The sequence below is a fragment of the Lacinutrix sp. C3R15 genome, from assembly GCF_018860825.1.
Lineage (GTDB): Bacteria > Bacteroidota > Bacteroidia > Flavobacteriales > Flavobacteriaceae > Oceanihabitans.
In genome coordinates this window covers 75,342-100,452 of sequence record NZ_JAHKPZ010000034.1, presented here as the reverse complement: position 1 = coordinate 100,452, position 25,111 = coordinate 75,342, and the positions used below count along the sequence as shown (strand labels likewise).

Below are 25,111 nucleotides of genomic sequence, written 5' to 3'. Positions count from 1 at the left end.
TTTAAAAATCACGCAAACGCAGGTTTCTGTTTTTTTTCTTTTTTAGTAAAGCGCAGCACTTTAAAAAAATTATAGCTGTTAAGTATGCATCGCCAGAGGCTGTATGCCTATCGTGCATTTTAATATTAAAAGTAGTACACAAGGCATCTAAACTATAATGTTTGTGGTCTTTTACATATTTTGTTTTTTTATAAAGTTGCCCTGTATCTACTAATTTATTTTTAAGTTTTGGTAAATCCATTCGTTTTAAAGCCTGGTTTATCATAGCGACATCAAATGCAATATGGTGAGCAACCAAAACAGCACCTTCAATATGTTTTAAAAAGCGTTTTATAGCTTCGGTTTCTTCTATTTTACCAATTGATCCTGCTTTTAAAATACCATGTATTTCTACTGTTTTTGCATTGTAATTGTCTTGTTGTATATAACATTCTAGACTATCTGCTACATGTATATTAAAATTTTGTATGGTTACTGTACCAATAGACAATATGAAATCTTCTTTAGGGTTTAGCCCTGTGGTTTCGGTGTCAAATACTACAAAGCGTATGTTTTCTAGAGGCTTATTTTTTTGCTTAAAGCTTTCCGCGTAAGCGTTATAAAAATCAGGATATGTCTTGCGTGTAAACCAACCCATTTTATAATAATTGTGAAAGTTTAAATCTTGTTTTTAATAGCTCTTGTATTTCTTTTATAGGTTTAAAACATCCTTTTAATTTTAACCTGTCTGCTTTGCTTAGGCTTTGTAGGTCTATAAAACGTCCAGAATCCTTATTTTTTAATCCTTGTTGGGTTCTAAAACGCAGTAAAATTTTAAATGCATTCATGCAAGAATGGTATAAGTTTTTATTTTGAGGTTCTATTTCTGCTAGTTTATTATAACGTGCTATGGTGCTATTTACATCTTTTATATTATGAGAAAGTACTAGTAAACGTGCAGCGTCTACAAGTGGCATAATAGCACGAGCTTTAATATCAAACTGGTCTTTGTGCTCACCAGAATCTTCTACCAAAAAGTTTCTAAAAAAACTTAAAGGAGCAGGGTTTTTTAAGGCATTTTGTCCCATGAAATTTAAAAAAATCTCATAGCTATCAATAGCTTCAAAAATACTAGTAGACATTTTTGAGACTAATTCTTGTTTTCCATAGACTAATGCATAATCAAAAAATATATTACAAAGCATGATTTTATCGGCATCAGGATGTGTAATCCAGTTTTTAAATTGCGCTTTCCATTCTGTAATACTTAAACACCATTTTGGGTTACTAGCCATCATATTTGCAGGACAAAGTGCAAAACCAACAATATTAAGTTGCTGGTTAATAGCTTTAGCTAGTGTAATAAAATAAGAGCTAACGGTTTCTTTTTGGTCTTCTGTTACATCTTCAAATACCAATGCATTATCCTGATCTGTAAGTAGTAATTGTTCTTTTCTACCTTGACTACCAATAGCTAGCCAAGCAAAAGCAACAGGAGGTTTTGTAGGCATTTTTGTAATGCTTAAGGTAATAATGCGTTTGGTAATGGCTTCGTTTATAGCAGAAATAACGTTAGCTATAAATAAAATTGGTATATGTTGCTCTATATAATTGTTTAACAACAGCTGCGCTTTTTCTCGTATATACTTTAACGTTTCTGCAGTGGTTGCTCTTTTAATTTCTTTAATTAATACCGAAGGATTATTACCATGAATAACAATAATATCATGTTCAGATAGTATGCCAATTAAATTTGTGTTAGGTGTACCATCTGTAGTAATACACAAATGCGAAATTTCGTGTTTTAACATGGCTATTTGCGCTTCGGCAACCGTTATTGTTGGTGCAAATGTAATTACAGGAGCAGACATAATGGTTTCTACTTCTTCGGTTATGGTATGCAGGCCTGTTGCAATTTTATTACGTAAATCTTTGTCTGTAATAATACCAATAGGTTTTTGGTTTTCTGTAATAATAATAGAGCCAATTTTGTTTGTACTCATTATTATAGAGGCTTCTTTTATACAGGTATATGCTGCACAAACAATTGGGTTTTTAGAGAAGTTGGCAGACTGCACTTCGGTAAAACTATTGCTGTTTGGTAGTAATATATCTTCGTTAGCAAAGAGGGTTCCTTTGTCTTCTTCAGAATACGGATTACGCGTATTGGTAGCAAAACTGGCAATTAAAAACCGATTAGCTTTTGTATTCGTGATAAGTATTTCTTCTAGTACTTTAGAAGACATACTGTATACAATACTTTCTTCAATAGCTTTGGCGTTAAGTAAATATTTGTCTTTTCTTATTAAAGCGCGTAGTCCAAAAATATCGCCTTCATCACATTGGTCAACCAAAATATTTTCTCTGTAAATACCAATACCACCATCTTTTACAACATAAAAAGAATCGTGCAAATCTTCATTTTGTTTAAATATAAAGCTGTCTTTTTCTACGTACATTACTTGTACTTGTGTTGCAATGCTTAACAGCTGTTCATAGGTTAATGCATCAAAAGGAGGGAAGCCTTTTAAGAAATCTAAAATGCGTTCTGCAATGGTATTCTTCATTGTACTAAGTTATAGAAAATCAGGCAGTAATATTCGCTTAATTATCAGGTATTTGCTAAATTACTATAGTTAAATTGAAAAATAATTTAACTAACTTAGTATGCTAAAGCCATTTATTATGAAAGTTAATTATGCATTACTAAGTTTGCTTGTTTTATTTTGTTTTAATTGTAAAGAAAAACACGAGCATGGTCAGGATACAGAGCTACTTAATATTACTGCAGAAAAATATTTAGAACCTCAAAAAGGCGATCAGTTTTTAGGAGGAATTAAAATGATTCCCATTAAAACTCCTAAGGGAGAATTTAAAGTTTGGACCAAACGTGTTGGTAATAATCCTACCATGAAAGTATTGTTGCTTCATGGAGGACCAGGAATGACACATGAAATTTATGAATGTTTTGATGGCTACTTTCCGCAGGAAAATATAGAGTATTATTACTATGATCAATTGGGTTCTTATTACAGCGACCAGCCAAAAGATGTATCGCTTTGGGATTTAGACCGTTTTGTAGAAGAAGTAGAGCAGGTACGTATTGCTCTGGGTTTAAATAAAGATAATTTTTATCTCTACGGACAATCTTGGGGAGGCATTTTAGGAATGCAATATGCCTTAAAATATCAAGAAAATTTAAAAGGCTTAATAATATCGAATATGGTGGCTTCTATTCCAGAATATCAAAAATATTCAGACCAAGTGTTAGCGCCAAAAATGAAACCAGAAGTTTTAAAAGAGATACTGCAATATGAAGCAAACGAAGACTATAGTAACCCTAGGTATTTAGAACTTATTGTAAATAATTATTATACAGAACATGTGATTAGAATGCCTGTTGCAGATTGGCCAGAGCCTGTTAATAGAGGGTTTAAACATTTAAATCCAGAAGTATATGTTACCATGCAAGGACCAAGTGAGTTTGGTATAAAAGGAGATGCAACACTTAAAGAATGGGATGTTACCAAAAAGTTACATAAAATAACAGTACCAACATTAACTATTGGTGCAACGCATGATACTATGGATCCTGAACATATGAAATGGATAAGTACAGAAGTGCAAAACGGACGATTTTTACTTTGCCCAAACGGAAGTCATTTATCGCAATTTGATGACCAGAAAGTATTTTTTAAAGGGTTAATACGCTTTATTAAAGATGTAGATGCTGGTGCGTTTTAGTGTTTTGTTACTGGTATTGTTTAGAGAGTTTCTACTTTTATAAAAGGTATAGCTTGCAAGCTTAGATTACTAAGCAGTAGCTAGATTTCTTTTGTGTAACACACGCATTCTAATAAAAATTAAAAAAGAAAGCGTGCCAAATACAGTAAAACCAATAAATAGAGGTAAGGCAGTATCTTTTACAAAACTACCAATATAATTAGCTATTGGTACAGCCATGATTGTAGAAACAAACCCAGTAATGGCAGCACCAATTCCTGCAATGTGGCCTATAGGCTCCATGGCAATAGCTCTTAAGTTTCCAAAAATAAAACCAATGGTAAAAAACTGAATCGCCATAAATAAAAGTATTATAGCTAATGGAGGGTTTGTAGTAGAACTCCAAAAAAGCAATACATAAATTAGTGCGTTTAAACTAAATACTACAATTGCTATGTATGATAAGCGCCACATGCCTAAACGCATAACAAAACTACCATTTAAAAAAGTAGATAATCCAACTCCAGCAGCCAATCCAGCAAAAATGTACGGAAACTCATTTACTAAACCATATTGGGTTTCAAAAATAACTTGTGATGCACTTAAATACACAATAAAAGCACCAGAAATAAAACCAGAAATAATAGTAAAACCAATGGTTTCTTTATATTTTAGTAATTCTTTTAAGCCATCAATAAACACATGAGAACTAAATTTTATTTTGTATTCGGGCTTTAGTGTTTCTGGTTGTCTTTTCCAAAACCAGATACTTACTAAAAGTGCCATAATTAGTTGTACATAAAAAATACCTTTCCAATTATAATGGTTTAATATAAATTTTCCCATTACAGGAGCAATTACAGGAACTAAAATAAAAAAGGTAGTTACAAATGACATGATTTTAGCCATGTAGTCCCCTTTATACATATCTCTAATAACAGCAATAGCAATTGTTCTTGGAGCAGCTAAACCTACACCTTGTAATATTCTACCAAACACCATCCATTCTAAACTTGGTGATAGTACACATATCATGCTAGCAATGGTAAAAACTGTAAAGCCTAAGTAAACTATTGGTTTTCTTCCAAAACTATCTGATAATGGTCCAAATAATAATTGTCCAAACCCTAAACCAAGAAAAATCATGGTTATTAAAAGTTGGTTATTTACTGCATCAAAACTATTAATAGAAATTCCTATAGAAGTCATTGCAGGTAAAATAGCGTCTATAGCTAAAGCTACTATAGACATTAAAGACGCCATTAAGGCTATAAACTCTAATTTTACAGATTGATTTTCTTGCATGCTGCAAAAGTAAGCCATTTAATAGCTATTTTTGCTTTTCATTTCTTAATAAAATATTAATTATGTTGTTAGTAACCTTAGTAAAACTTTATACGCGAGACTTACATGCTGTAATAGCAGAACTAGAGGCTTATTCTAGTGAAAAAAATATATGGAAAGTGCAAGGAGACGTTAAAAATTCTGCAGGAAATTTATGTCTTCATTTAGTAGGTAATTTAAATGCTTTTATTGGAGCAGCACTAGGAAACACAGGATACATAAGAAAACGAGATTTAGAATTTTCACTAAAAGATATTCCTAGAATAGAATTAATTCAACAAATAAAAGATACTGTTAAAGTAGTTGAAAATACTTTGAAAAACCTAACAGAAGAAGATTTACAAAAAGAATATAAGCGACGTGTTTTTGAAGATACAATGACTACCGAATATTTTTTAGTACATCTTACTATGCATCTTTCGTATCATTTAGGACAAATAAATTATCACAGACGTTTGCTAGATAATTAAAAGATCCATTTTTTAATGATATATTAAACCAATACAGCTTTTCAATAGTGTAAAATTCATTATAATATTTTTTACATTTACACTTTCATTAAATAAAGTATATACATGTTTAATTGCTACCTAAAAGGTATTTTTTATTATTTCGTATTCTCTTTAAGTATTTTTTGCTCATTTGCACAATCTAGTAATAATGAGTTTTTAAAATATATAGATTCTGCTTGGACTATTATTGATGAAAATCCGAAACTAGCGAAGGCTTATTTAGACTCTATTACAGAGCCTGTTGATAAAAAAATAGAAGGCCGTTTGGCTGAGTATTATCAATTAAAAGGCCTTGTTAATGATGGATTGCACGAGCAAGCATTGATTATTCATAATTTTATGCAAGCTTTAAAATATGCTAAAAAAGAAAAAAACTATGATGTTGCAGGAATGAGTAGTTTAGAGCTTTTTTATAACACTTATTTAGTAAAAAAAGATTCTGTTTTAGCATTCCGTTATTTAAATGAAGCCCAGAAATATTATTCACTATCTAATAATATTAATGGTTTGGCAGAGGTAAAGCAAATGCCTGCTTATGTTGCTTTAAATAATAAAAAACACCATAAAAGTAATGCCATAATACTTAAAGATTTAGAGTATTATAAAAATATAACAGATGATGCGTATTATTATATGTATGCTTTATTTATGCTAACTACTAACTATATTGGGTTAGATGATATAGCTAATGCACATAAGTATTTTAATAAATTAAAAAAGCTAAAAAATAATAAGACCATACCACAAGCATTATTTAATAGACATATTGTTACTTTATATGGTGATGTAGCTGATTTTCATTTTAAAAATAAAGCAATAGATTCCTTACAGCTGTATCTTCAAAAATTTGGGGCTTTGCGTTCTGCAATGAATGATCAAGATACTAGAAATTATTTTAGATTACAGCTTGATTATTATGATTTAACTAATGATATAGAATTGAAAAATGCTTTTAAAGATTCTTTACGAAACTTTGAAACTGCGCAAATGAACAAAACATTAAATGCAAGTATTAAAATTAATACAGATTTAATGGAAGCCGAAACCAAGTTAGAAGCTGAAAGAAAGAAAAAGCATAGAAACAGTTATATAATAGGACTTTTAGTAATTTTATTAATAGCATTTGCTACTATTGTAATAGCAAGGTATAAAAAAATTAAAGCAGCAATTTTAGAGTATACAAAAAGCGATAAAGAGTTTTCTTTTTTAAAAACCAATCATGAAAAATTAAAAGTAAAAACTCGTGGTTTAGAAGATTATATTAAAGAAGTTAAAAAAGAAATAAAGGCTATTTCTTCAATTAATAATTCTTTAGAACAAAAAGAAAAAATTAAAGAACTATATAAAAACATTAACCTTAATTCTTCCACGTTTTTAGCAAAAGAAGAAAATTATTTAGAACTTATAAATGATCTAAATATTGATTTTTTTACGCAAATGAAAACCTTGCATCCTAAGTTAAACGATTCAGAAATCACTATTTGTTATTACCTTTCTATAGGATTTAAAAATAAGGAAATTGCTACCTTTTTAAATTCTTCTACTCGAGCAATTGAAAGTAAACGTTATCGTATTTCTAAAAAAATGGATACAAAAACTAATAATATTACGCTGGTAGAATATTTAAATGAAACATTTAAATAAACTAAAATCAAGGAAGCTTAAGGTGTAATTCTTTTAATTATTGCTTTGTTTTTTTTAGTTGCGTAGTTAATACGTAGTATAAAATTCTTGTTTTTACTATACCATATAGATATTTGTAGTATCAAATAATAAACTACAAAGTCATGAAAAAACTATACGTAATAACATTGTTGTTTTCTTCGGTATTCATGTTTTCGCAAACAAAACCTCAGGCGAAAATTAATTGGACCAAAATGAACAATAATGAAGGAGCAACTTTTTATCAAGTTCAAGAAAATTTTAATAATTACTGGAAAGATAAAACGCCAGAGAGAGGAAAAGGGTATAAACCTTTTAAGCGTTGGGAAGACTATATGGCACCAAGAGTATATCCTTCTGGTGATATGTCTTTACCAACTACAACTTATGATAATTATATGAAATGGCAATTAGGTAGAACTAATCCGTTTAGTAGATCATCTGCAGAAGTAACAAGCAACTGGACACAACTTGGTCCAATAGGAGCTGCTAATGGTCCTGCACCATATACAGGAACTGGAGCTGGACGTGTTAATTTTGTGCGTTTTGACCCTACAAATGCAAATACTATGTATGTAGGTGCTCCAGATGGTGGTTTATGGAAATCAACAAATGGAGGTGCTTCTTGGTCTACAAATACAGATTTCTTAACTGTTATAGGGTGTTCTGATTTAGCTATTGATCCAACCAATACTCAAATAATGTATTTAGCAACTGGTGATCTTGAAGGTAACAGAAACAGTTTAGGTATATTAAAATCTACTGATGGAGGTGCAACATGGAATCCTACATCTCTGGTTTTTGATCCTGCTTTCTATCCAGAGCAACTCTCTAAATTATTAATGGATCCAAATGATCCTTTAAAAATGGTTGTAGCTTCTAGTTATGGAGCATATTATACTACAGATGGTTGGGATACTTACTACAGTAGTGTGTTTAGTGGTTCTACTCCTGCGTTGAAGGATATGGAATTTAAACCAGGATTATTAAATGCAAGTACAGTATATGCTTCTGGTACAGAGTTTTATAAATCAACAGATTTTGGAGCAAACTGGACGCAAATTACAAGTGGATTACCAACTTCTGGAATTTCGCGTATAGCTCTTGCTGTAACACCTGGAGATGACTCTTATGTGTATGCCGTTATTGGTAAGGATAGCGATCAATCTTATATGGGAACCTATCGCTCTACTGATAGTGGAAATAATTTTACAACCATGTCTACAACACCAAATTTATTAGGGTATGAGATGGATGGTTCAGATTTTGGAGGGCAAGCATTTTTTGATTTAGCAATTGTAGCTTCATCAACTGATGTAGATAATATTACCGTTGGTGGTGTTAATCATTGGAGATCTTTTGATGGTGGTTCTACTTGGGAAAACGTTTCAGTTTGGGATTCTGGAGAAATTCATGCAGATGTGCATGAACTTAACTATCATCCAGGTAGTTCTTCAACTATGTATTCTTGTAACGATGGAGGTTTTTTTATTTCTGTAGATAATGGGGATTCATGGACAGATATTAGTGGAAATTTAGCTATTGGTCAAGTTGTTAAATTAGGATTATCTAGTAGTAATGCTTTCGGAATTGTTGCAGGAGAGCAAGATAATGGTACCATACTCAATGAAGTTTCATTAAATGATTGGTATGGTATTAATGGTGGTGATGGTGGTGAATGTTTCATTGATTATACCGATGATAACATCGTTTATGTGCAATATGTTGAAGGTAAATATGGACGTATTGAATATCCAGCTGAAACAAATACACCAATTACATCTGGTCTTCCAAGTGGAATAGATTTTTATAGCCCTTTTAAAATGGATCCAGTAAATCACTTGAAACTATATTCTGGTGGTACACCAACTTTATATACGTCTGATGACCAAGGTGATAACTGGACAGCTTTAGCAACTTCTCCAGGAACAGGTAGTATTAAAGATTTTGTAGTTGCACCAAGTGATCCATCGGTAATTTATACGGTACAAACAGATGCAATTTCTAAATCAACAGATTCAGGAGCTACATTTACAAATATTACAGGTTCATTGCCAACAACAGTTGCATTTTCTAGTATAACTGTATCTAATGTAGATACAGATAAAGTTTGGGTAACCTATTCAGGTTATGATGCTGCTAACAAAGTCTTTAAATCTGTAAATGGAGGTTTAACATGGACTAATATTTCTACAGGGTTACCAAACGTACCAATGAATACATTAGTATTTAGAAACGCTGGTATTGCAGACGAGATTTATCTAGGAGCAGATGTAGGAGTTTTTATTATTAATAATAATGTGAGTACATGGCAAGCGTTTATGACTAATTTACCTAATGCAGCTGTTAGAGATTTAGAGATATTTTATCCAACAAATAAACTAAGAGCAGGAACTTATGGTAGAGGCGTTTGGGAAACAGATCTTAATAATGAAACTTTAGGTGTTCAAGATATTGCTAATATTAATAATGATAGTACTGTACTTATTTCTAGTGTTGAAAATGAAAACCTACAAATAAAGTCTTCTTTACATAACATTGATAAAGTAGCGATTTATGATATTTTAGGAAAAAGAATATTTCAAAAAGAAGGAATTAACGCAACAATATTTAAGGATAATTCTATAACTAAAAGTCAGCGTGTTTTATTTGTTAGAACATCACTTTCTGATGGTTCTATTGCCATAAACAAAATTATATTTTAGATTAATAGCTTAATTTAAAATAAAACAGCCTTCTAGTGAAAACATGGAGGCTGTTTTTAATTTTATTATGTTTTTTATTCACATTAATAGCATAGTGCGTAGTAGGTGCGTAGTAGAAATTCAATTTTAATATAATTGAATTTCGATATTTGTATAGTTCAAAATATTAATATAGAAAAAATGAAAAAAACAATTACTCTTTTATTAATGGTCTTTACAATTGTGTCCTATTCACAATCTATAGACTATAAAGCGGCTACTAAAATAAAAGGTAGCAATTATTATGAAATCACTAATAAGGTTAGAGAAGAACTAGGAGAATATAACAAGAATGCTACTAAAGCGGAAATAAAAAAGCATAAACAATTTGAAAGATGGGCTTATTACTGGAAAGATAGAGTAGATATAAACGGTAACTTTCCTAATGCTTTTTCTGGATGGTATAATGCAGGAATTATTGATGCTAATGGAAAATTAAATACTACTACAAATACAACAAATAGAGTTTCAGGTACTCAAGAAACTTGGACTAATATTGGTCCTCAAGAAGTGCCAGATGCTAATGGATATCCTAATAATCCGCAATTAGGACGTTTAACTAATTTTTTAAGATATAAACACGCTACAGATGCTAGCCAAAATGTACTATTTGTAAGCGCTCCAGTTGGAGGTGTTTGGAAATCTTTAGATAATGGTGAAACATGGTCTCCAAAATTAGATTTTCTAGCAGGTATTGGTGTTACAGATATAAAAAGTAGTTCGTCTGATATTAATAATCCTGGTACTATTTACATCTCTACAGGAGATTTTGATGCCAAACATATTAACTCAATTGGTGTATATAAATCAACAGATTTTGGTGAAACCTACCAGCCAACAAGTCTTACATTTAGTTTAGACGAGAAAGAAACTACTTCTAATTTAATTGTTATAGATGCAAACACTGTAGTAGTTGGAACCAATAAATACATTAAAAAAACTACAGATGGAGGGCTAACATGGTCTAATGTATATACACATAATTATGATGATGCTGTTTTAGGAAAGTTTCATAGAAATGGAACAAACATAATGTGTTCTGGTAGTTGGGGAGGGTTATTCTTTTCTTCTAACAACGGAAACACATGGAGTGTATTAATCTCAGAAGGCGAAAATAGTGCACGTCATGCTATTACTACAGATGAAAATGGTGTGTTTTATGTGCAAGCAGAAAGCGGTCAAGTTTCTTCATACAACCCTAGCGCTACATCTCCAGTGTTAACTGCTGTTGGTAGTCCTACAGTTGGTTATAATACTCAAGATTCTTATAACCAATGTTTAGCCGTTAAAAACGGACTTATTGTAAGTGGTGGAGTAGATGGTATTAATTCTGATGATCTTGGTAATACTTGGTATATTACTTTAAATAATGCATGGCAAGATAATTCTTCTGACGGTTCTTATGGTCATGCAGATATTCATGAAATTGGTTATTTAGATAACGGATTTTCTTTTTGGAATGTAAATGATGGTGGTTTAAATTTTGTTACTTATTCAAATATCGCAGAAGAAAAACCTACAGTAGAATACAAATCTAATGGTGTAATAGTTACGCAACTATATTCTGTAGCAATAACACCACAAACGAGTACAGATAACATTATTATGGGTAACCAAGATAATGATGGTTATAGTTTAGAAATGGTAGGAGGTAGCCCAACTTGGGTTACTGCAGGAGCAGGAGATGGTACTTGTACAGCCGTAGATTATTCTAACCCACAGATTAGATATTTAGGTTCTCAAAATGGTGGGCTAACAAGAGCTGATAATGGATTTTTAGGTGATGTTTGGGGTACAAATTTAACTACTCCAACTACAGGAGCTCCTTTTGTTTGGACATTAAAAATGCACTCTACAACTTCTACAACACTATATGGTGGTTTTGCCGATGTATATAAGTCTACAAATAAAGGAGATACTTGGTCTAACCTTAATTCTGGAGCAGGTCAAATAGAATTCATCGAAACCTTTGGAGATAATTTATTTGTAATTGGTGAAAACGCTATTAAAAAATCAACTAATGATGGTAGCTCATGGAGTTCGGTTACAGAACCAGAAGCAGGAGCAAAAATGAACTCTATTTCGTTAGACCAAAATAATACAAACACTGTTTACGCTACAGTTAATGGGTATGTAGACGGTTCTAAAGTTTTTAAATCTACAAATGGAGGAACAACTTGGACCAACATTTCTACAGGTTTGCCTAATGTTGTTGCAAAGCAAGTTGTACTAAAACAAAATCAAGGACAAGAAATTTTGTTTCTAGGTACAGAAATTGGGGTTTATTATAAAATAGGAACAGATAGTTGGACTAAATTAGGTCAAGGTTTACCTAATGTTGTAGTTAGTGATATTGAAATTAATTATACACAAGATAAGTTAGTTGTAGGTACTTTTGGTAGAGGTTTATGGGAAATTAGTATAGCAAATAACACGCTTGGTGTAAATGAGGTAGAGGCTGATGAATTAACAGCTCCTACAATATATCCAAATCCAGTAGAAGACGGAGTATTAAACATTAAATTAAATGATACAAATAGCAATTATGACTATAAAATGTATAATGTTATTGGTGGTTTGGTTAAAAAAGGAACATTAAATACAGGTCTAAATACATTAGATGTTAGCAATGTAGCTACAGGAGTATATGTAGTCAGAATGACAGATGGTAAAACAGTGTCATCACAAAAGGTAATTATTAAGTAAGTTGTAATTATTAATAGTTATTAAGGAAGAAAGGGGTTTCGTAAGAAGCCCTTTTTTTGTATTCATAATTATTAGTATATTTTGTTTTATCTTTTAACTTAGTATATATAATACATTGCTAATATTTAGTTAGCTAATAAAATATGTATTTTTGTTTAGTAAACAATAACAATGGCTCCATTAATTACTACAGAAGAAAAATTAAAAGAACGTATAAAAGAACTTACCTGTTTATATACAATAAGCTCTTATATAGCAAATTGTGATTTCGAAAATTTAAACCCTACCATACAAGCAATTGCTATAAGTCTACAAAAAGCAATTCGCTATCCAGAAGATGCTTCTGTTGAAATTTTTATTAATAATGAATTGTTTAAAACAGGAAAAGAACCTGTAGAAAAGGTGTTTATTCTTTCTGCTATAAAAACATTTAATACACCAATAGGTTCTATTAAAATTGGCTATTCGCAATCTAAATACACTTCTAGTAGTTTTTTTAATGAAGAAAAACAACTACTAGAAAAAGTAGCTTTAGAGATTGGTAATTTATTAGAACGTAAACAAATTATTGTAAACGAAGCCATAACCAGAAGACAAATAGAACGTACAGATAGATTATCTATTTTAGGAGAAATTACAGCAGGTATTGCTCATGAACTTAATACGCCTTTAGCAAATATTTTAGGTTATTCAGAATTACTAAAAGAGCAGTTTTTAGATAACTCCGAAGCTTTAAAAGACTTAGAAAAAATTACAAACAGTGCCATTTACTCTAGAGAAGTAGTTAAAAAGCTCATGTTTTTTTCATGTGATATGCCACAGCAAATGAAATTAACAAACATAGTACCTATAGTAAAAGACGCAATTAGCTTGTTAAAACCTAATTTTATAAAAAAGAATTTAGACTGCCAATTGCATATTATAGATAAAAATATACCTCTTCGTGTAGATGCCATTCAATTAACACAAGTTATTTTTAATTTAGTAATTAATGCAATTTACTTTTCGCCAGAAAAAGGGGTTATTCAAGTAAGTGTAAAACAATCTAAAAAAGATATTGAAATAGAAATAAGTGATCAAGGAAAAGGGATTGAAGCAGGTAATAGTGAAAATGTATTCCATCCATTTTATACCACAAAACCTGTTGGTGAAGGTTCTGGTCTTGGTTTAAGTGTAGTACATGGCATTGTTAAAAGTCATAAAGGAAGCATAAAACATACACCTAATATACCAAAAGGTACTATTTTTACAATTCAGCTTCCTAAAAATTAAAACATGGAATTAAATCGTGAAAACATATTAATTGTAGATGATGATGTGCACATTTTAGAACTTATTCAGAGGCATTTAAAAACATTAAACTATCATACATACAAGGCTGTTTCTGTAAAAGAAGCTATTGCTATTTTACAAGATAAAAATATAGATTTGTTAATAACAGATTTAAAAATGCCTGGAGTGGATGGTTTAGAGTTGGTAAAATATGTTTCTGAACATTTTCCTAGTATTCCTAAACTTGTGGTAACAGGATACCCTTCTATTGATGGTGCTTTAGATGCTTTAAAATCTGGTGCTATGGAGTATGTAACCAAGCCATTCACAAAAGAAGAATTAAAAAACGCAGTTGTAAAAGCATTACTTGAAAAACCTAAAACAACCAAAGTTGATTCTTCTAAAGCAACCGATAAAACAGCTTATGGCGATCTCATCGGACAATCTAAAGCAATAAAAAAAGTAACTGCTGTTATTGAGCGTGTAAAAGACAATAAGGCAACAGTTTTTATTACAGGTGAAAGTGGTACAGGAAAAGAATTAGTGGCACGTTCTATTCATTATAAGGGTAAATATGCAGCAGCTCCTTTTGTAGCTGTAAATTGTGGTGCTATACCAGAAAATTTATTAGAAGCAGAATTGTTTGGTTATACTAAAGGCGCTTTTACTGGAGCAGAAAAGGATAGAAACGGATTTTTTCAAGCAGCTAATAAAGGAACCATATTTTTAGATGAAATAGGTAATGCATCTTTAGCAACCCAATTGCGTTTACTACGGGTGCTACAAGAAAAAGAAGTGCTTAGGGTTGGTTCTCAAAAAGTAGAACCCATAGATGTACGTGTCATTGCAGCAACTAATGTAGATTTAAAAAACTTAATATCAAAAGAGCGTTTTCGCGAAGACCTTTATTATCGTTTAACCGTTGTAGAAATTAATGTACCTCCATTACGTGAGCGTAAAGAAGATATTTTGCTTTTAGTAAATAAATTTTTGTTTAAGTATGGTGTAGAGTTTAAAGATAGGTTAATATCAATTACTCCAGAAGCACTAACAGCTCTTGAACGCTATAACTGGCCAGGAAATATTAGAGAATTAGAAAACGTTATACAACGTGCTGTAATTATGTGTAATAAACAGGTTACTATACAAGACTTACCAGAACATTTAAAGTATACCATAGTTTTTCCTGAAGAAAATCAAGAACTCCTTCCTTTAAAAGAAATAGAAAAAAAGTATATTCTTAAGGTACTTAAGGCTACTAATAACAATAAAACAAAAGCAGCAAAAATTTTACAAATTGACCGAAAAACTTTAGGTGAAAAAATAAAATAAAGGCTACCTAAAACCGAGTAATTTTTACGCAGTTGTGTAATTTTACCACACTTCTATATTATACCATATTCTTTATAAAACCATGTAAACACCTGTTTTTTTAAGGTGTTTTTGTGTTTCTTATTATACTGTTTTTTTTAATGGCATGGCACTTGCTTTTAGGTTTGCAATATGTAAAACTAAAAATATGAATAGTGTTATGGAAAACAGCCTATGCAGTACTTGCAAGTTTAACAACGACTGTAGTTTAACATCCAATAAAAATTTTATATGGTCCTGTAGTGAATTTGAAGTAACTACTACAAACAATTTAGAACAACAAAAAGGAACAACTAAAAATGCTTTCGAGTACCAAGCTACCGAATACACAGTTTAAAAATTTAAAACAAATCTTACAATGACTTTAACAAAAGAATTAAAAAAGAAAAAGCAACCAAAGCAAGGTATGCTAGCAAATGTGATGAAACAATTTGACACTGCAGCAAATTTGGTTAATTTAAATCCTAACATAAAAAAAATACTAGAAGTTACCAATAATGAATTAATTATTCATTTTCCGGTACGTATGGATAATGGCGAAGTAGAAATTTTTAAAGGCTACAGAGTACAACACAATAATGCATTAGGACCTTATAAAGGAGGTTTGCGTTACCATCCAACTATTGATATAGATTCTGTAAAAGCATTAGCTATGTGGATGACCTGGAAAACGTCTCTTGCAGGTTTGCCTTATGGTGGAGCTAAAGGAGGAATACAAATGGATCCTAAAAAGTATTCTAATGCAGAATTAGAGCGTATTACAAGACGTTTTACCTATGCTTTAGGCGAAAATATTGGCCCAGAACATGATATTCCTGCTCCAGATGTAAATACCAATGCACAAACTATGGCGTGGATTGCAGATACTTATATGTCTACAAAAGCACCATCAGAGCGTTCTAAAAATCAACATGTAGTAACGGGTAAACCTGTTGGTTCTGGTGGTTTAGAAGGTAGAGATAGAGCAACAGGTTTTGGTGTGTTTTTAACTATTAAATATTGGGCACAAAACAAAAATGTAGATTTAAAAGGCAAAACATTTATGGTGCAAGGGTTTGGTAATGTTGGTTATTGGGCAGCGCACTTTTTAGAGTTAGAAGGTGCAAAAATGGTTGGTGTTCAAGATGCTTTTGCTTCTATTGGTAGTACCAAAGGTTTATCTGTAGAAGATTTATTAGCGTACATTAAAAACAATCAGGGTAGTGTTCAAGGATTTCCTGGTGCTACAGCTGTGGTTAAAGAAGATTTCTTTGCTTTAGATTGTGATATTTTTATTCCTGCAGCCTTAGGAAATCAAATTACTAAAGATAATGCTAATGATATAAAAGCTTTTTTAATTGCTGAAGGCGCAAACGGACCTACAACAGTAGAAGCAGAAAAGATTTTGTTAGAAAAAGGAGTTACTGTTATTCCTGATATTTTATGTAATTCTGGAGGTGTAATTGGTAGCTATTTTGAATGGTTACAAAACCGTAATGGAGAACTTTGGGAGCTGGATGAAATATTAATAAAACTAGATAAAAAAATTAAAGAAGTTTTTAATAGGGTTTTAAATACCGCAGAGAGCAAAGAAATTGATTTACGTTCGGCAGCTTATTTTATAGCAATAGAACGTATTGAAAAAGCATATATACAAAGAGGAATTTTTCCTTGATAATTTAAAATTATGAAACATGAAGTATGGTAATATTGTATTAGAAAAAAAGGAATTTGTGACTATAAAGCAATTACTTAATCTATCAGAAGGTTATAAAGAAACTGTTAGAAAACAATCTGTTTTAAGGTTACATGAAGAATTAAAAAGCGCTATTGTATTAGATGAAGAGGAATTGCCAGATGATGTTATTCGTTTTAACTCTTATGTAGTGGTTGCAACTAAAGATGGATGGCAAAATGAGTTTCAATTAGTAACACCAACAGAAAGCAATTTTTCTAATAAAAAGGTATCTGTTTTAACTCCAATGGGTTTAGCTATAATTGGCTATGCAAAAGGAGATATTATAGATTGGGAATTTCCTGGTGGTGTAAAATCTCTAGAAATTAAAGAGGTGAAACAAACAGAAAAAGTAAAGTAATAAAATAAAAAATTATGGAATTAAATACATTTTTTAACCATGATAGCGATGAGCAAATTGTTCAAAAAAGAACCGCTGAAGAATTACGCTTATGGATGTCTCATATTAGTTATGCAATTAAAGAAAGTGATAGGTTAGCAAAAATAGCTTCAAATGTAATTAAAAACAGAGATTTTAGAGATCTGTTTTTAGAGCTAATCATTAAAAACCAATCTGTTTTAAATACATTAGTTAACTATAAAAGTACCATGGTACAGTACAAAGAATGTGATAATTTTGAATGCGATCTATACTATATTAATAAACATGAAAATTTTAGAGTTTTGTATTTAAAAACGATTACTGATTTTAGAAAACAGAAAGACAAATTTTATTCTGAAATACTTAAATAAAAAATGCTTTATATTTTATGCAAAAGCCAAAACAGAAACCTGTTTTGGCTTTTTTTATAAAGTAATAATTCTCTTGTAAAGTGCTAGAATGTAGAGGAGAATTAAAAAAGAAGCAGCTAAGATAAAAACACAGGCTGCTATATATCATAAATACTAAATATAGCAACAGTTAAGATGTGTATATTTGCAATTCATTTATATACTTATGCAGCATTTAAAAACTTCAGATTCTAAAGATAAAACCAAATCAAAAGTAACTTTAAAACAAGCGTTTAAAACCATTATTTGGCCAAGACGTAAGTTGGTATTTATTGGTTTGGTGCTAATCGTTATAAAAAGTATTTCTGGTTTAATACTGCCTTGGCAGAGTAAGGTATTGCTAGATGAGGTTGTACCAAGTGGTGATTCCAGTAAACTATGGATGCTAATTGCTATTGTAATTTTGGCTATTACAGCACAAGCAGTTACTTCTTTTTTGCTTACAAAAATATTAAGTGTTCAAGCGCAATATTTAATATCAGAATTACGTGCCCAAGTACAAAAGAAAGTATTATCACTACCTATTCGTTTTTTTGATAATACAAAATCAGGAGCCTTAGTTTCAAGAATAATGACAGATGTAGAAGGAGTTAGAAATCTTATAGGTACAGGTTTAGTACAATTAGTAGGAGGTACTTTTACAGCAATTATATCTCTAATTATATTGATTAAACTAAACCCTTGGATGACACTTTTTGTGTTTATTCCATTATCTGTTTTTGGTATAATCGCTTTAAAAGCGTTTAAATATATACGTCCTATTTTTAGAACTAGAGGAAAAATTAATGCAGAAGTTACAGGTAGATTAACCGAAACTTTAGCAGGAGTTCGCGTTATAAAAGCCTTTAATGCCGAAGAACAAGAAAACATAATCTTTGAAAAAGGAGTAGATAGATTGTATCAAAATGTAAAAAAGAGTTTAACAGCAACAGCTTTAATGACTAGTTCGTCTACTTTTTTAATAGGAGTTGCTACCACAGGAATCATGGGAATTGGTGGTTATTATATGATGCAAAACGAAATGACTACAGGTGATTTTTTGTTTTTTACTTTGGTTTTAGGGTTTATGATTGCACCAATTATACAAATGAGTAATATTGGTAGTCAGTTAACCGAAGCTTTAGCAGGATTAGACAGAACCGAAGAACTAATGAATATGGCTGCCGAAGACGAAGACGAAAACCGTACCATTGAATTACCAAGCCTAAAAGGAGATATAGCATTTAATAAGGTTAATTTTTCTTATGAAGAAGGTAAACCAGTACTTCATAATATAGATTTTAAAGCACCTTCGGGTTCTGTAATAGCCTTAGTAGGAAGCTCAGGTTCTGGAAAATCAACTATTGCAGGATTGTCTGCCACTTTTTTAAATCCAGAATCTGGTAAAATCACTATTGATGGTCAAGATCTTTCTAAAGTAAAATTAAACAGTTTTAGAAAACACTTGGGTGTTGTTTTGCAAGATGAATTTTTATTTGAAGGTACCATACGTGAAAACATTATGTTTCCTAGACCAAATGCTACCGAAGATCAGGTACAAGCAGCAATTAAAGCGGCTTATGTAAATGAGTTTACAGATAGATTTGAGGATGGTTTAGAAACTTTAATAGGAGAAAGAGGAGTGAAGCTCTCTGGAGGACAAAGACAGCGTATTGCAATTGCAAGAGCTATTTTAGCAGATCCTAAAGTTATTATTCTTGACGAAGCTACCTCAAACTTAGATACAGAAAGTGAAGCGTTGATTCAAAAATCTTTAACACAATTAACCAAGAACAGAACTACAATAGTTATTGCACATAGATTAAGTACTATTAGAAAAGCAGATCAAATTTTAGTTATTGAAAACGGAAAAATTGCCGAACGTGGTAATCATGATACTCTTATTGCTGCTAAAGGAAGATACTTTGATTTGTATACCTATCAGGCTAAAATTTAAATAAAGTTGAGGTTTAAGCTTTAAATTTTTATGCCATTAAACTCCATCCATTGTTTTACTGTGTGTATCCAATATTTTAAAAAATCTTCGCTTAAAAAAGGATTTGAAAAATCATTAAATCTATTTATATGAATACTATTATAATGCAACCAGATAGCTAAACCTCCATACGGAATTAGTTTTTTCTCTTCATCAGAAACATGAGCAATAGTGGTATAGCCTTGATAAAAACTAGCTTGTTTTTCTTTAAAATTATCTTTGTTTGCTTCGTTTCTAAAAAGAATCATTAATGTATAAGAAAGATCTAAAAACAGCCAGCCATTACCACAATTATCAAAATCGAAAACAGTAATTTCAGAGGTCTCTTTAACTTTTAAATTTTCATACCAAAAGTCTAAGTGAACAATACCTTTTCGTAATTTAGAAGTATCTGCGTTTTCAAATTTAGAAGTGATTATGGTATTTGCTTGTTGGTAATAAGCCATCTCTTCTGTGTTCTTTTTAAAGAATGTATTGGCAGAATTAAAAGCATCATTTACTAGAGTTTTGGCAGTGTAATCTATTCTGTTAATGTGTTTGTCTAGCGTTAGTTGATGAAATTTTGCCATGGTTTCACCAAGGGTAAAGCAAACTTCTTTTGAAGGGTTTCTAACTGTTTCGCCTTTGGCGTAAGAAAACAAAACAGCATATCTTTTACCTTCAAAAGCAGGAATACTTTGAATGTATTGGTTGTTTTTGTCTTTTATAGGAAAAGAAACAGAAATACCGTTTGCCTTTAAAAAGTCTAATAGTTGGAGCTCTTCTTCAATTTCGTTTTGTGTTCTCCAGTCTAAAAAATATACTCTGAGAACATATTTTGTATTCGGTTCTGTAATTAAATACGTATGGTTTATTCCGGTTTTTAAGATGCTACATGTTGTTGTTGCATCTAAGTTGTACCGTTGTTTTACTAATCCAGCAAGGTATTTTGGAGAAAGAATACTGCTAATAGCAGGAGCATAATCCATGAATTAAAAGATTTGTTTTAAAAGAATTTTATAACGGAATATTACCATGTTTACGTTTAGGTCTTTCTATTGCTTTGTTTTCTAGCATTGCAAAGGCTTTTATTAGCTTTCTTCTGGTGTCTTGCGGTAAGATTACTTCGTCTATAAAACCACGTTCTGCAGCGCTATACGGATTTGCAAAAAGGTCTGCATATTCCGCTTCCTTTTCTTTCCATTTTTCTTCTTTATTTTCAGCAGTTTGTATTTCTTTTTTAAAGATAATTTCTGCTGCACCTTTTGCTCCCATAACTGCAATTTCTGCACTTGGCCAAGCAAAATTCATATCACTACCAATATGTTTTGAGTTCATTACATCATAAGCTCCACCATAAGCTTTACGCGTAATTACGGTAATTCTTGGTACTGTAGCTTCACTAAAAGCGTATAAAAGTTTAGCACCATGCACAATAATACCATTCCACTCTTGGTCTGTTCCTGGTAAAAATCCAGGTACATCTTCTAAGGTTAGTAAAGGTATATTAAAGGCATCGCAAAAACGAACAAAACGCGCTGCTTTTTTAGAGCTATTAACATCTAAAACACCAGCTAAATACATTGGCTGATTGGCTATAATACCAATGCTTCTTCCTCCTAAACGAGCAAATCCTACAACAATATTTTCTGCATGATCTTTATGTATTTCATAAAACGAATCTGCATCAATAATACCAGAAATTACCGCATGCATATCATACGGAGTACTGGCATTTTCAGGAATTATGCTAGATAGTGTATCGCGTACTTCATCTTGTAATTCATAAGGTAAAAGGGCAGGAGTTTCCGTATTATTTTGAGGCAAGTAGCTTAGTAGTTTTTTTATGTCTTCTAAGCATTCTACATCATTTGATGATGTTTTGTGTGCAACTCCAGATTTTGTAGAGTGTGTGCTTGCTCCACCAAGTTCTTCACTAGTAACTTCTTCATTAGTAACCGTTTTTACAACATTTGGACCTGTTACAAACATATAGCTAGTATCTTCTACCATAATGGTGAAATCGGTCATTGCAGGTGAGTAAACTGCTCCTCCAGCACATGGACCCATAATTGCTGAAATTTGAGGAATAACACCTGAAGATTGTACGTTTTTGTAAAAAATATCTGCGTAACCACCTAGCGAGCGAACACCTTCTTGAATTCTTGCTCCTCCAGAATCATTTAAACCAATTATAGGAGCACCAACCTTTAAGGCTAAGTCCATAACCTTACAAATTTTTTCAGCATGTGTTTCAGAAAGTGAGCCACCAAAAACCGTGAAATCTTGGGCAAATACATAAATTAATTTACCGTTTACGGTTCCGTAACCAGTAACTACACCATCGCCATAAAACTGTTGCTTTTCCATGCCAAAATCTTTGGTTCTATGGGTAACTAAAGCTCCAATTTCTTCAAAAGAACCTTCGTCTAGTAAATACATAACGCGTTCTCTTGCTGTTAGTTTTTTCTTTTCGTGTTGTTTGTCTATTCTCGCTTGTCCACCACCTAAATAGGCTTGGTCAAGTTTTTTGTTAAGGTCTTTTATTTTGGCTTCCATAATTTTTCAAATAATACACATGAATACGCTTAGTGTGATACTGGTAAAATAATTTTAGTTGTTTGGTAATCTCAATAATTTTTGATCTTCAATATATTGTTTTACAGCAATAAGTGCTGCTATTTTTGCTTCTTCCTCCTGTTTACTTTTTAAGGCTTCTGGCGAATAATATTTTTTAACAAAATGGGTATCAAAGTTTCCAGAACGGAAGGCTTCATGTTCGCAGACAAAGCTTCCGAATGGTAAAGTGGTTTCAATACCTTCAATTTTATATGCTTTTATTGCTTGTAGCATTAGTTGAATTGCCTCTTCACGTGACGCGCCATAAGTAATTAATTTAGAAAGCATTGGGTCGTAATAAATAGGAATATCCATTCCTTCTTCAAAACCATTATCTACACGAATATTTTTTCCTTCTGGTAATTGGTATACTTCTAAATTACCAACGCTAGGAAGAAAATCATTTAAAGGGTCTTCGGCATACACACGTAACTCTAAAGCATGACCATGAATTTTTAATTCTTCTTGTTTAACAGGAAGTGTTTCTCCTCTGGCAACACGAATTTGCAACGCTACTAAATCTGTATTTGTTATTAGTTCTGTAACAGGGTGTTCTACTTGTAATCGCGTATTCATTTCTAAAAAATAGAAATTTTTAGCTTCATCTAGTAAAAACTCTACAGTTCCTGCACCAACATAATCACAAGATCTTGCTACTTTAATAGCTGCATCTCCCATTTTCTCGCGTAATTCTGGAGTTAAAACACTTGAAGGAGCTTCTTCAACCACTTTTTGATGACGACGTTGTACGCTACATTCTCTTTCAAACAGATGTACTACATTACCATGCGTATCTGCCATGATTTGTATTTCAATATGTCTAGGTGAGGCTACGTATTTTTCAATAAACACAGAGCCATCTCCAAATGCGTTAATAGCTTCACTAATGGCTCTATCCATTTGTGAGGTAAAATCGGCTTCTTTTTCAACAATACGCATTCCTTTACCACCACCACCAGCAGAGGCTTTAATTAATATTGGAAAGCCAATTTCTTTGGCTATTTTTTTAGCTTCTGGTATGTCTGTAATTGCTTGGTCTGTACCAGGAACCATTGGTATGTTGTATGCTTTAACAGCTTCTTTTGCTGCTAATTTGCTTCCCATTATTTGTATGGCTTTTGATTTAGGACCAATAAAAATGATGTTATTTTTTTCGCAAGCTTCGGCAAAATCGGCATTTTCAGAAAGAAAGCCATAACCAGGATGTATAGCGTCTACGTCTAGCTTTTTAGCAACGTCAATAATTTTATTTCCTAATAAATACGATTGGTTAGAAGGTGCTTCGCCAATTAAAACGGCTTCATCTGCAAATTTTACATGAGGAGCATTTCTATCTGCAGTAGAGTAGATAGCAACTGTTTTAATACCCATTTTTTTAGCAGTTTGCATAACGCGAATTGCAATTTCTCCTCTATTTGCTACTAGTAATTTTTTCATATTATTCGAACTCTATTAAAAGTTGATTTTTTTCAACAGCTTCTCCTTTTGTTATTGAAATAGATTTTATAATGCCGTCTCTTGGAGAAGTTAAAACGTTTTCCATTTTCATTGCTTCTAATATTAAAAGCGAATCATCTTCCTGCACCTCTTGACCTACTTGTACATTAATTTCTAATATTAATCCTGGCATTGGTGCTTTAATATCATTTACCTTTTTTGTAGCTCCAACTTCAAATCCCATTTCTTTTATTAACAAATCTAAATCATTGTTAATGTTTATGTTGTAAGTGTTGTTGTTAACTTTTACTTTATATGTTTTCTCGTTAAAATTTGCTTCTGTAATTTCAGCTTTATACGAGTTGTTTTCTTGAAGTATGTGAAATTTTGAGGAAGATATTTCTATAGCGTCAAGAGCTAAAGCATCATTTTTGGTAATATCAATTTCTGTAGTATTATTGATTTTTACGGTATAGGATGTATTCATTTTTAATGCGTTTAATTACAAGCAAATATATATATAATTACGAAAACGATTTAGTAGAATAATTATATTTATGCTAATTTAATATAGTTATTTGTTTTAAAAAGTTGAAGAATTTTTAAATCTAGAATTGTTAGAGTGTTTTTTTATGGCTTTTTTAGAGAGCATTAATCCAATGAAAAGGGAAATAAATGCACCAACCCAAATACCTGGAATGAATTCTAGAAACAAAAAGAAATCATAAGCACCATGAAATAGAATAGCTAAAAAGAGCCCTAGTAAATTTAGAGTTCTTTTGTTGTTTGAAAACTTTGCTTTCCCCATAAAGTATCCCATTAAAACGGCAAAGGTTGCATGTGCAGGAATAGCTGTAAAAGCTCTTAAAAAAGCAGTTTGTGCACCTCCTTGAAGCACATATAAGATGTTTTCGGTTGCAGCAAAACCCATAGAAACCATTACTGCGTATACTATACCATCAAATTGCTCATTAAATGCTTTTTTGTTTTGAGCAAAGTAGCGTACAATAATATATTTACTAAACTCTTCAATAAAACCAACTATAAAAAAGGCTTTAATAAAAAGTTGTAGCACACTTGTGTTTCCTTTAATAGCAATAGGAATGGTGTAATCTGAAATGATGTAAAGTATGGTTGTTACTATGATGCTTACAATAGCACCAAGTAAAAAACTGTACAAAAGTAAACGTTTGGGTTCTTTATCGTATTTATCTTTATAATAAATATATAAGATAATTATAAAAACTGGAGCTATAGCTAAGGAGAGTAAATACATAATTCA

General features: G+C 31.5%; 19 protein-coding genes. 11 read left to right on the top strand and 8 right to left on the bottom strand.

What is annotated here, in order from left to right; translation table 11 throughout:
* Position 1 precedes the first annotated feature (1 nt).
* Positions 2 to 637 (bottom strand): PolC-type DNA polymerase III, encoded by a 636-nt coding sequence (locus KO494_RS12620; RefSeq protein ID WP_215967975.1) that lies wholly within the window; start codon positions 635 to 637, stop codon positions 2 to 4.
* Between the two features lies 1 nt (position 638).
* The gene (locus KO494_RS12615) at positions 639 to 2,546 is read right to left on the bottom strand and encodes a DUF294 nucleotidyltransferase-like domain-containing protein (RefSeq protein ID WP_215967974.1); all 1,908 of its coding nucleotides are present in this window, start codon (positions 2,544 to 2,546) and stop codon (positions 639 to 641) included.
* Positions 2,547 to 2,664: 118 nt separating this feature from the next.
* Here KO494_RS12615 and KO494_RS12610 point away from each other — a divergent pair, with 118 nt between their 5' ends.
* A complete protein-coding gene (locus KO494_RS12610) occupies positions 2,665 to 3,723 on the top strand; it encodes a proline iminopeptidase-family hydrolase (protein WP_215967973.1) in 1,059 nt (352 codons plus the stop codon).
* A 69-nt stretch (positions 3,724 to 3,792) separates the two neighbouring features.
* On the opposite strand, the gene KO494_RS12605 is transcribed toward KO494_RS12610, so the two are convergent.
* Positions 3,793 to 5,025 (bottom strand): multidrug effflux MFS transporter, encoded by a 1,233-nt coding sequence (locus tag KO494_RS12605; protein WP_252730390.1) that lies wholly within the window; start codon positions 5,023 to 5,025, stop codon positions 3,793 to 3,795.
* Between the two features lie 44 nt (positions 5,026 to 5,069).
* On the opposite strand from KO494_RS12605, the gene KO494_RS12600 reads away from it, so the two are divergent.
* From KO494_RS12600 to KO494_RS12555, 10 genes are all read left to right on the top strand, one after another.
* Complete coding sequence (locus KO494_RS12600; protein WP_215967972.1) at positions 5,070 to 5,516, top strand: DinB family protein; 447 nt, start codon at positions 5,070 to 5,072, stop codon at positions 5,514 to 5,516.
* 105 nt (positions 5,517 to 5,621) lie between these two features.
* Positions 5,622 to 7,202, top strand: coding sequence for a LuxR C-terminal-related transcriptional regulator (locus tag KO494_RS12595; RefSeq protein ID WP_215967971.1), 1,581 nt, complete (start codon positions 5,622 to 5,624; stop codon positions 7,200 to 7,202).
* A 143-nt stretch (positions 7,203 to 7,345) separates the two neighbouring features.
* Positions 7,346 to 9,925: a glycoside hydrolase gene (locus tag KO494_RS12590; protein ID WP_215967970.1), complete on the top strand. Its 2,580-nt coding sequence runs from the start codon at positions 7,346 to 7,348 to the stop codon at positions 9,923 to 9,925.
* 180 nt (positions 9,926 to 10,105) lie between these two features.
* Positions 10,106 to 12,670, top strand: a complete 2,565-nt coding sequence (locus KO494_RS12585) for a T9SS type A sorting domain-containing protein (protein ID WP_215967969.1) — start codon at positions 10,106 to 10,108, stop codon at positions 12,668 to 12,670.
* 171 nt (positions 12,671 to 12,841) lie between these two features.
* Positions 12,842 to 13,942 carry a sensor histidine kinase gene (locus tag KO494_RS12580; RefSeq protein WP_215967968.1) on the top strand — a complete coding sequence of 367 codons (1,101 nt, stop codon included), beginning with the start codon at positions 12,842 to 12,844 and terminating at the stop codon, positions 13,940 to 13,942.
* A 3-nt stretch (positions 13,943 to 13,945) separates the two neighbouring features.
* Positions 13,946 to 15,274, top strand: coding sequence for a sigma-54 dependent transcriptional regulator (locus tag KO494_RS12575; RefSeq protein WP_215967967.1), 1,329 nt, complete (start codon positions 13,946 to 13,948; stop codon positions 15,272 to 15,274).
* Between the two features lie 397 nt (positions 15,275 to 15,671).
* On the top strand, positions 15,672 to 16,967 hold the full coding sequence (locus KO494_RS12570) for a Glu/Leu/Phe/Val dehydrogenase (RefSeq protein WP_215967966.1): 1,296 nt from the start codon (positions 15,672 to 15,674) through the stop codon (positions 16,965 to 16,967).
* Positions 16,968 to 16,986: 19 nt separating this feature from the next.
* Positions 16,987 to 17,388, top strand: coding sequence for a GreA/GreB family elongation factor (locus tag KO494_RS12565; RefSeq protein WP_215967965.1), 402 nt, complete (start codon positions 16,987 to 16,989; stop codon positions 17,386 to 17,388).
* Positions 17,389 to 17,402: 14 nt separating this feature from the next.
* Positions 17,403 to 17,780, top strand: coding sequence for a hypothetical protein (locus tag KO494_RS12560; protein ID WP_215967964.1), 378 nt, complete (start codon positions 17,403 to 17,405; stop codon positions 17,778 to 17,780).
* Positions 17,781 to 17,985: 205 nt separating this feature from the next.
* A complete protein-coding gene (locus KO494_RS12555; RefSeq protein ID WP_215967963.1) occupies positions 17,986 to 19,755 on the top strand; it encodes an ABC transporter ATP-binding protein in 1,770 nt (589 codons plus the stop codon).
* A gap of 20 nt (positions 19,756 to 19,775) precedes the next feature.
* Here KO494_RS12555 and KO494_RS12550 read toward each other — a convergent pair whose 3' ends face one another.
* The 5 genes from KO494_RS12550 to KO494_RS12530 all read right to left on the bottom strand — a co-directional run bounded on the left by KO494_RS12550 (position 19,776) and on the right by KO494_RS12530 (position 25,105).
* Positions 19,776 to 20,762, bottom strand: coding sequence for a phosphotransferase (locus KO494_RS12550; RefSeq protein WP_215967962.1), 987 nt, complete (start codon positions 20,760 to 20,762; stop codon positions 19,776 to 19,778).
* 28 nt (positions 20,763 to 20,790) lie between these two features.
* A complete protein-coding gene (locus KO494_RS12545; RefSeq protein WP_215967961.1) occupies positions 20,791 to 22,332 on the bottom strand; it encodes an acyl-CoA carboxylase subunit beta in 1,542 nt (513 codons plus the stop codon).
* A gap of 54 nt (positions 22,333 to 22,386) precedes the next feature.
* Entirely contained in the window at positions 22,387 to 23,829 is a 1,443-nt protein-coding gene (gene accC / locus KO494_RS12540) for an acetyl-CoA carboxylase biotin carboxylase subunit (protein ID WP_215967960.1), read from the bottom strand.
* Between the two features lies 1 nt (position 23,830).
* Positions 23,831 to 24,316: an acetyl-CoA carboxylase biotin carboxyl carrier protein subunit gene (locus tag KO494_RS12535; protein WP_215967959.1), complete on the bottom strand. Its 486-nt coding sequence runs from the start codon at positions 24,314 to 24,316 to the stop codon at positions 23,831 to 23,833.
* 96 nt (positions 24,317 to 24,412) lie between these two features.
* Positions 24,413 to 25,105, bottom strand: coding sequence for a PrsW family intramembrane metalloprotease (locus KO494_RS12530; RefSeq protein WP_215967958.1), 693 nt, complete (start codon positions 25,103 to 25,105; stop codon positions 24,413 to 24,415).
* Positions 25,106 to 25,111 lie beyond the last annotated feature (6 nt).

Excerpts from the sequence above, each read along its gene's own strand:
- KO494_RS12590 (WP_215967970.1), top strand. The coding sequence starts at position 7,346 with ATGAAAAAACTATACGTAATAACATTGTTGTTTTCTTCGGTATTCATG.
- accC (WP_215967960.1), bottom strand. The coding sequence starts at position 23,829 with ATGAAAAAATTACTAGTAGCAAATAGAGGAGAAATTGCAATTCGCGTT.
- KO494_RS12595 (WP_215967971.1), top strand. The coding sequence starts at position 5,622 with ATGTTTAATTGCTACCTAAAAGGTATTTTTTATTATTTCGTATTCTCT.
- KO494_RS12605 (WP_252730390.1), bottom strand. The coding sequence starts at position 5,025 with ATGGCTTACTTTTGCAGCATGCAAGAAAATCAATCTGTAAAATTAGAG.
- KO494_RS12600 (WP_215967972.1), top strand. The coding sequence starts at position 5,070 with ATGTTGTTAGTAACCTTAGTAAAACTTTATACGCGAGACTTACATGCT.
- KO494_RS12620 (WP_215967975.1), bottom strand. The coding sequence starts at position 637 with ATGGGTTGGTTTACACGCAAGACATATCCTGATTTTTATAACGCTTAC.
- KO494_RS12615 (WP_215967974.1), bottom strand. The coding sequence starts at position 2,546 with ATGAAGAATACCATTGCAGAACGCATTTTAGATTTCTTAAAAGGCTTC.
- KO494_RS12530 (WP_215967958.1), bottom strand. The coding sequence starts at position 25,105 with ATGTATTTACTCTCCTTAGCTATAGCTCCAGTTTTTATAATTATCTTA.
- KO494_RS12575 (WP_215967967.1), top strand. The coding sequence starts at position 13,946 with ATGGAATTAAATCGTGAAAACATATTAATTGTAGATGATGATGTGCAC.
- KO494_RS12565 (WP_215967965.1), top strand. The coding sequence starts at position 16,987 with ATGAAGTATGGTAATATTGTATTAGAAAAAAAGGAATTTGTGACTATA.
- KO494_RS12555 (WP_215967963.1), top strand. The coding sequence starts at position 17,986 with ATGCAGCATTTAAAAACTTCAGATTCTAAAGATAAAACCAAATCAAAA.
- KO494_RS12535 (WP_215967959.1), bottom strand. The coding sequence starts at position 24,316 with ATGAATACATCCTATACCGTAAAAATCAATAATACTACAGAAATTGAT.
- KO494_RS12545 (WP_215967961.1), bottom strand. The coding sequence starts at position 22,332 with ATGGAAGCCAAAATAAAAGACCTTAACAAAAAACTTGACCAAGCCTAT.
- KO494_RS12560 (WP_215967964.1), top strand. The coding sequence starts at position 17,403 with ATGGAATTAAATACATTTTTTAACCATGATAGCGATGAGCAAATTGTT.
- KO494_RS12610 (WP_215967973.1), top strand. The coding sequence starts at position 2,665 with ATGAAAGTTAATTATGCATTACTAAGTTTGCTTGTTTTATTTTGTTTT.
- KO494_RS12550 (WP_215967962.1), bottom strand. The coding sequence starts at position 20,762 with ATGGATTATGCTCCTGCTATTAGCAGTATTCTTTCTCCAAAATACCTT.
- KO494_RS12585 (WP_215967969.1), top strand. The coding sequence starts at position 10,106 with ATGAAAAAAACAATTACTCTTTTATTAATGGTCTTTACAATTGTGTCC.
- KO494_RS12570 (WP_215967966.1), top strand. The coding sequence starts at position 15,672 with ATGACTTTAACAAAAGAATTAAAAAAGAAAAAGCAACCAAAGCAAGGT.
- KO494_RS12580 (WP_215967968.1), top strand. The coding sequence starts at position 12,842 with ATGGCTCCATTAATTACTACAGAAGAAAAATTAAAAGAACGTATAAAA.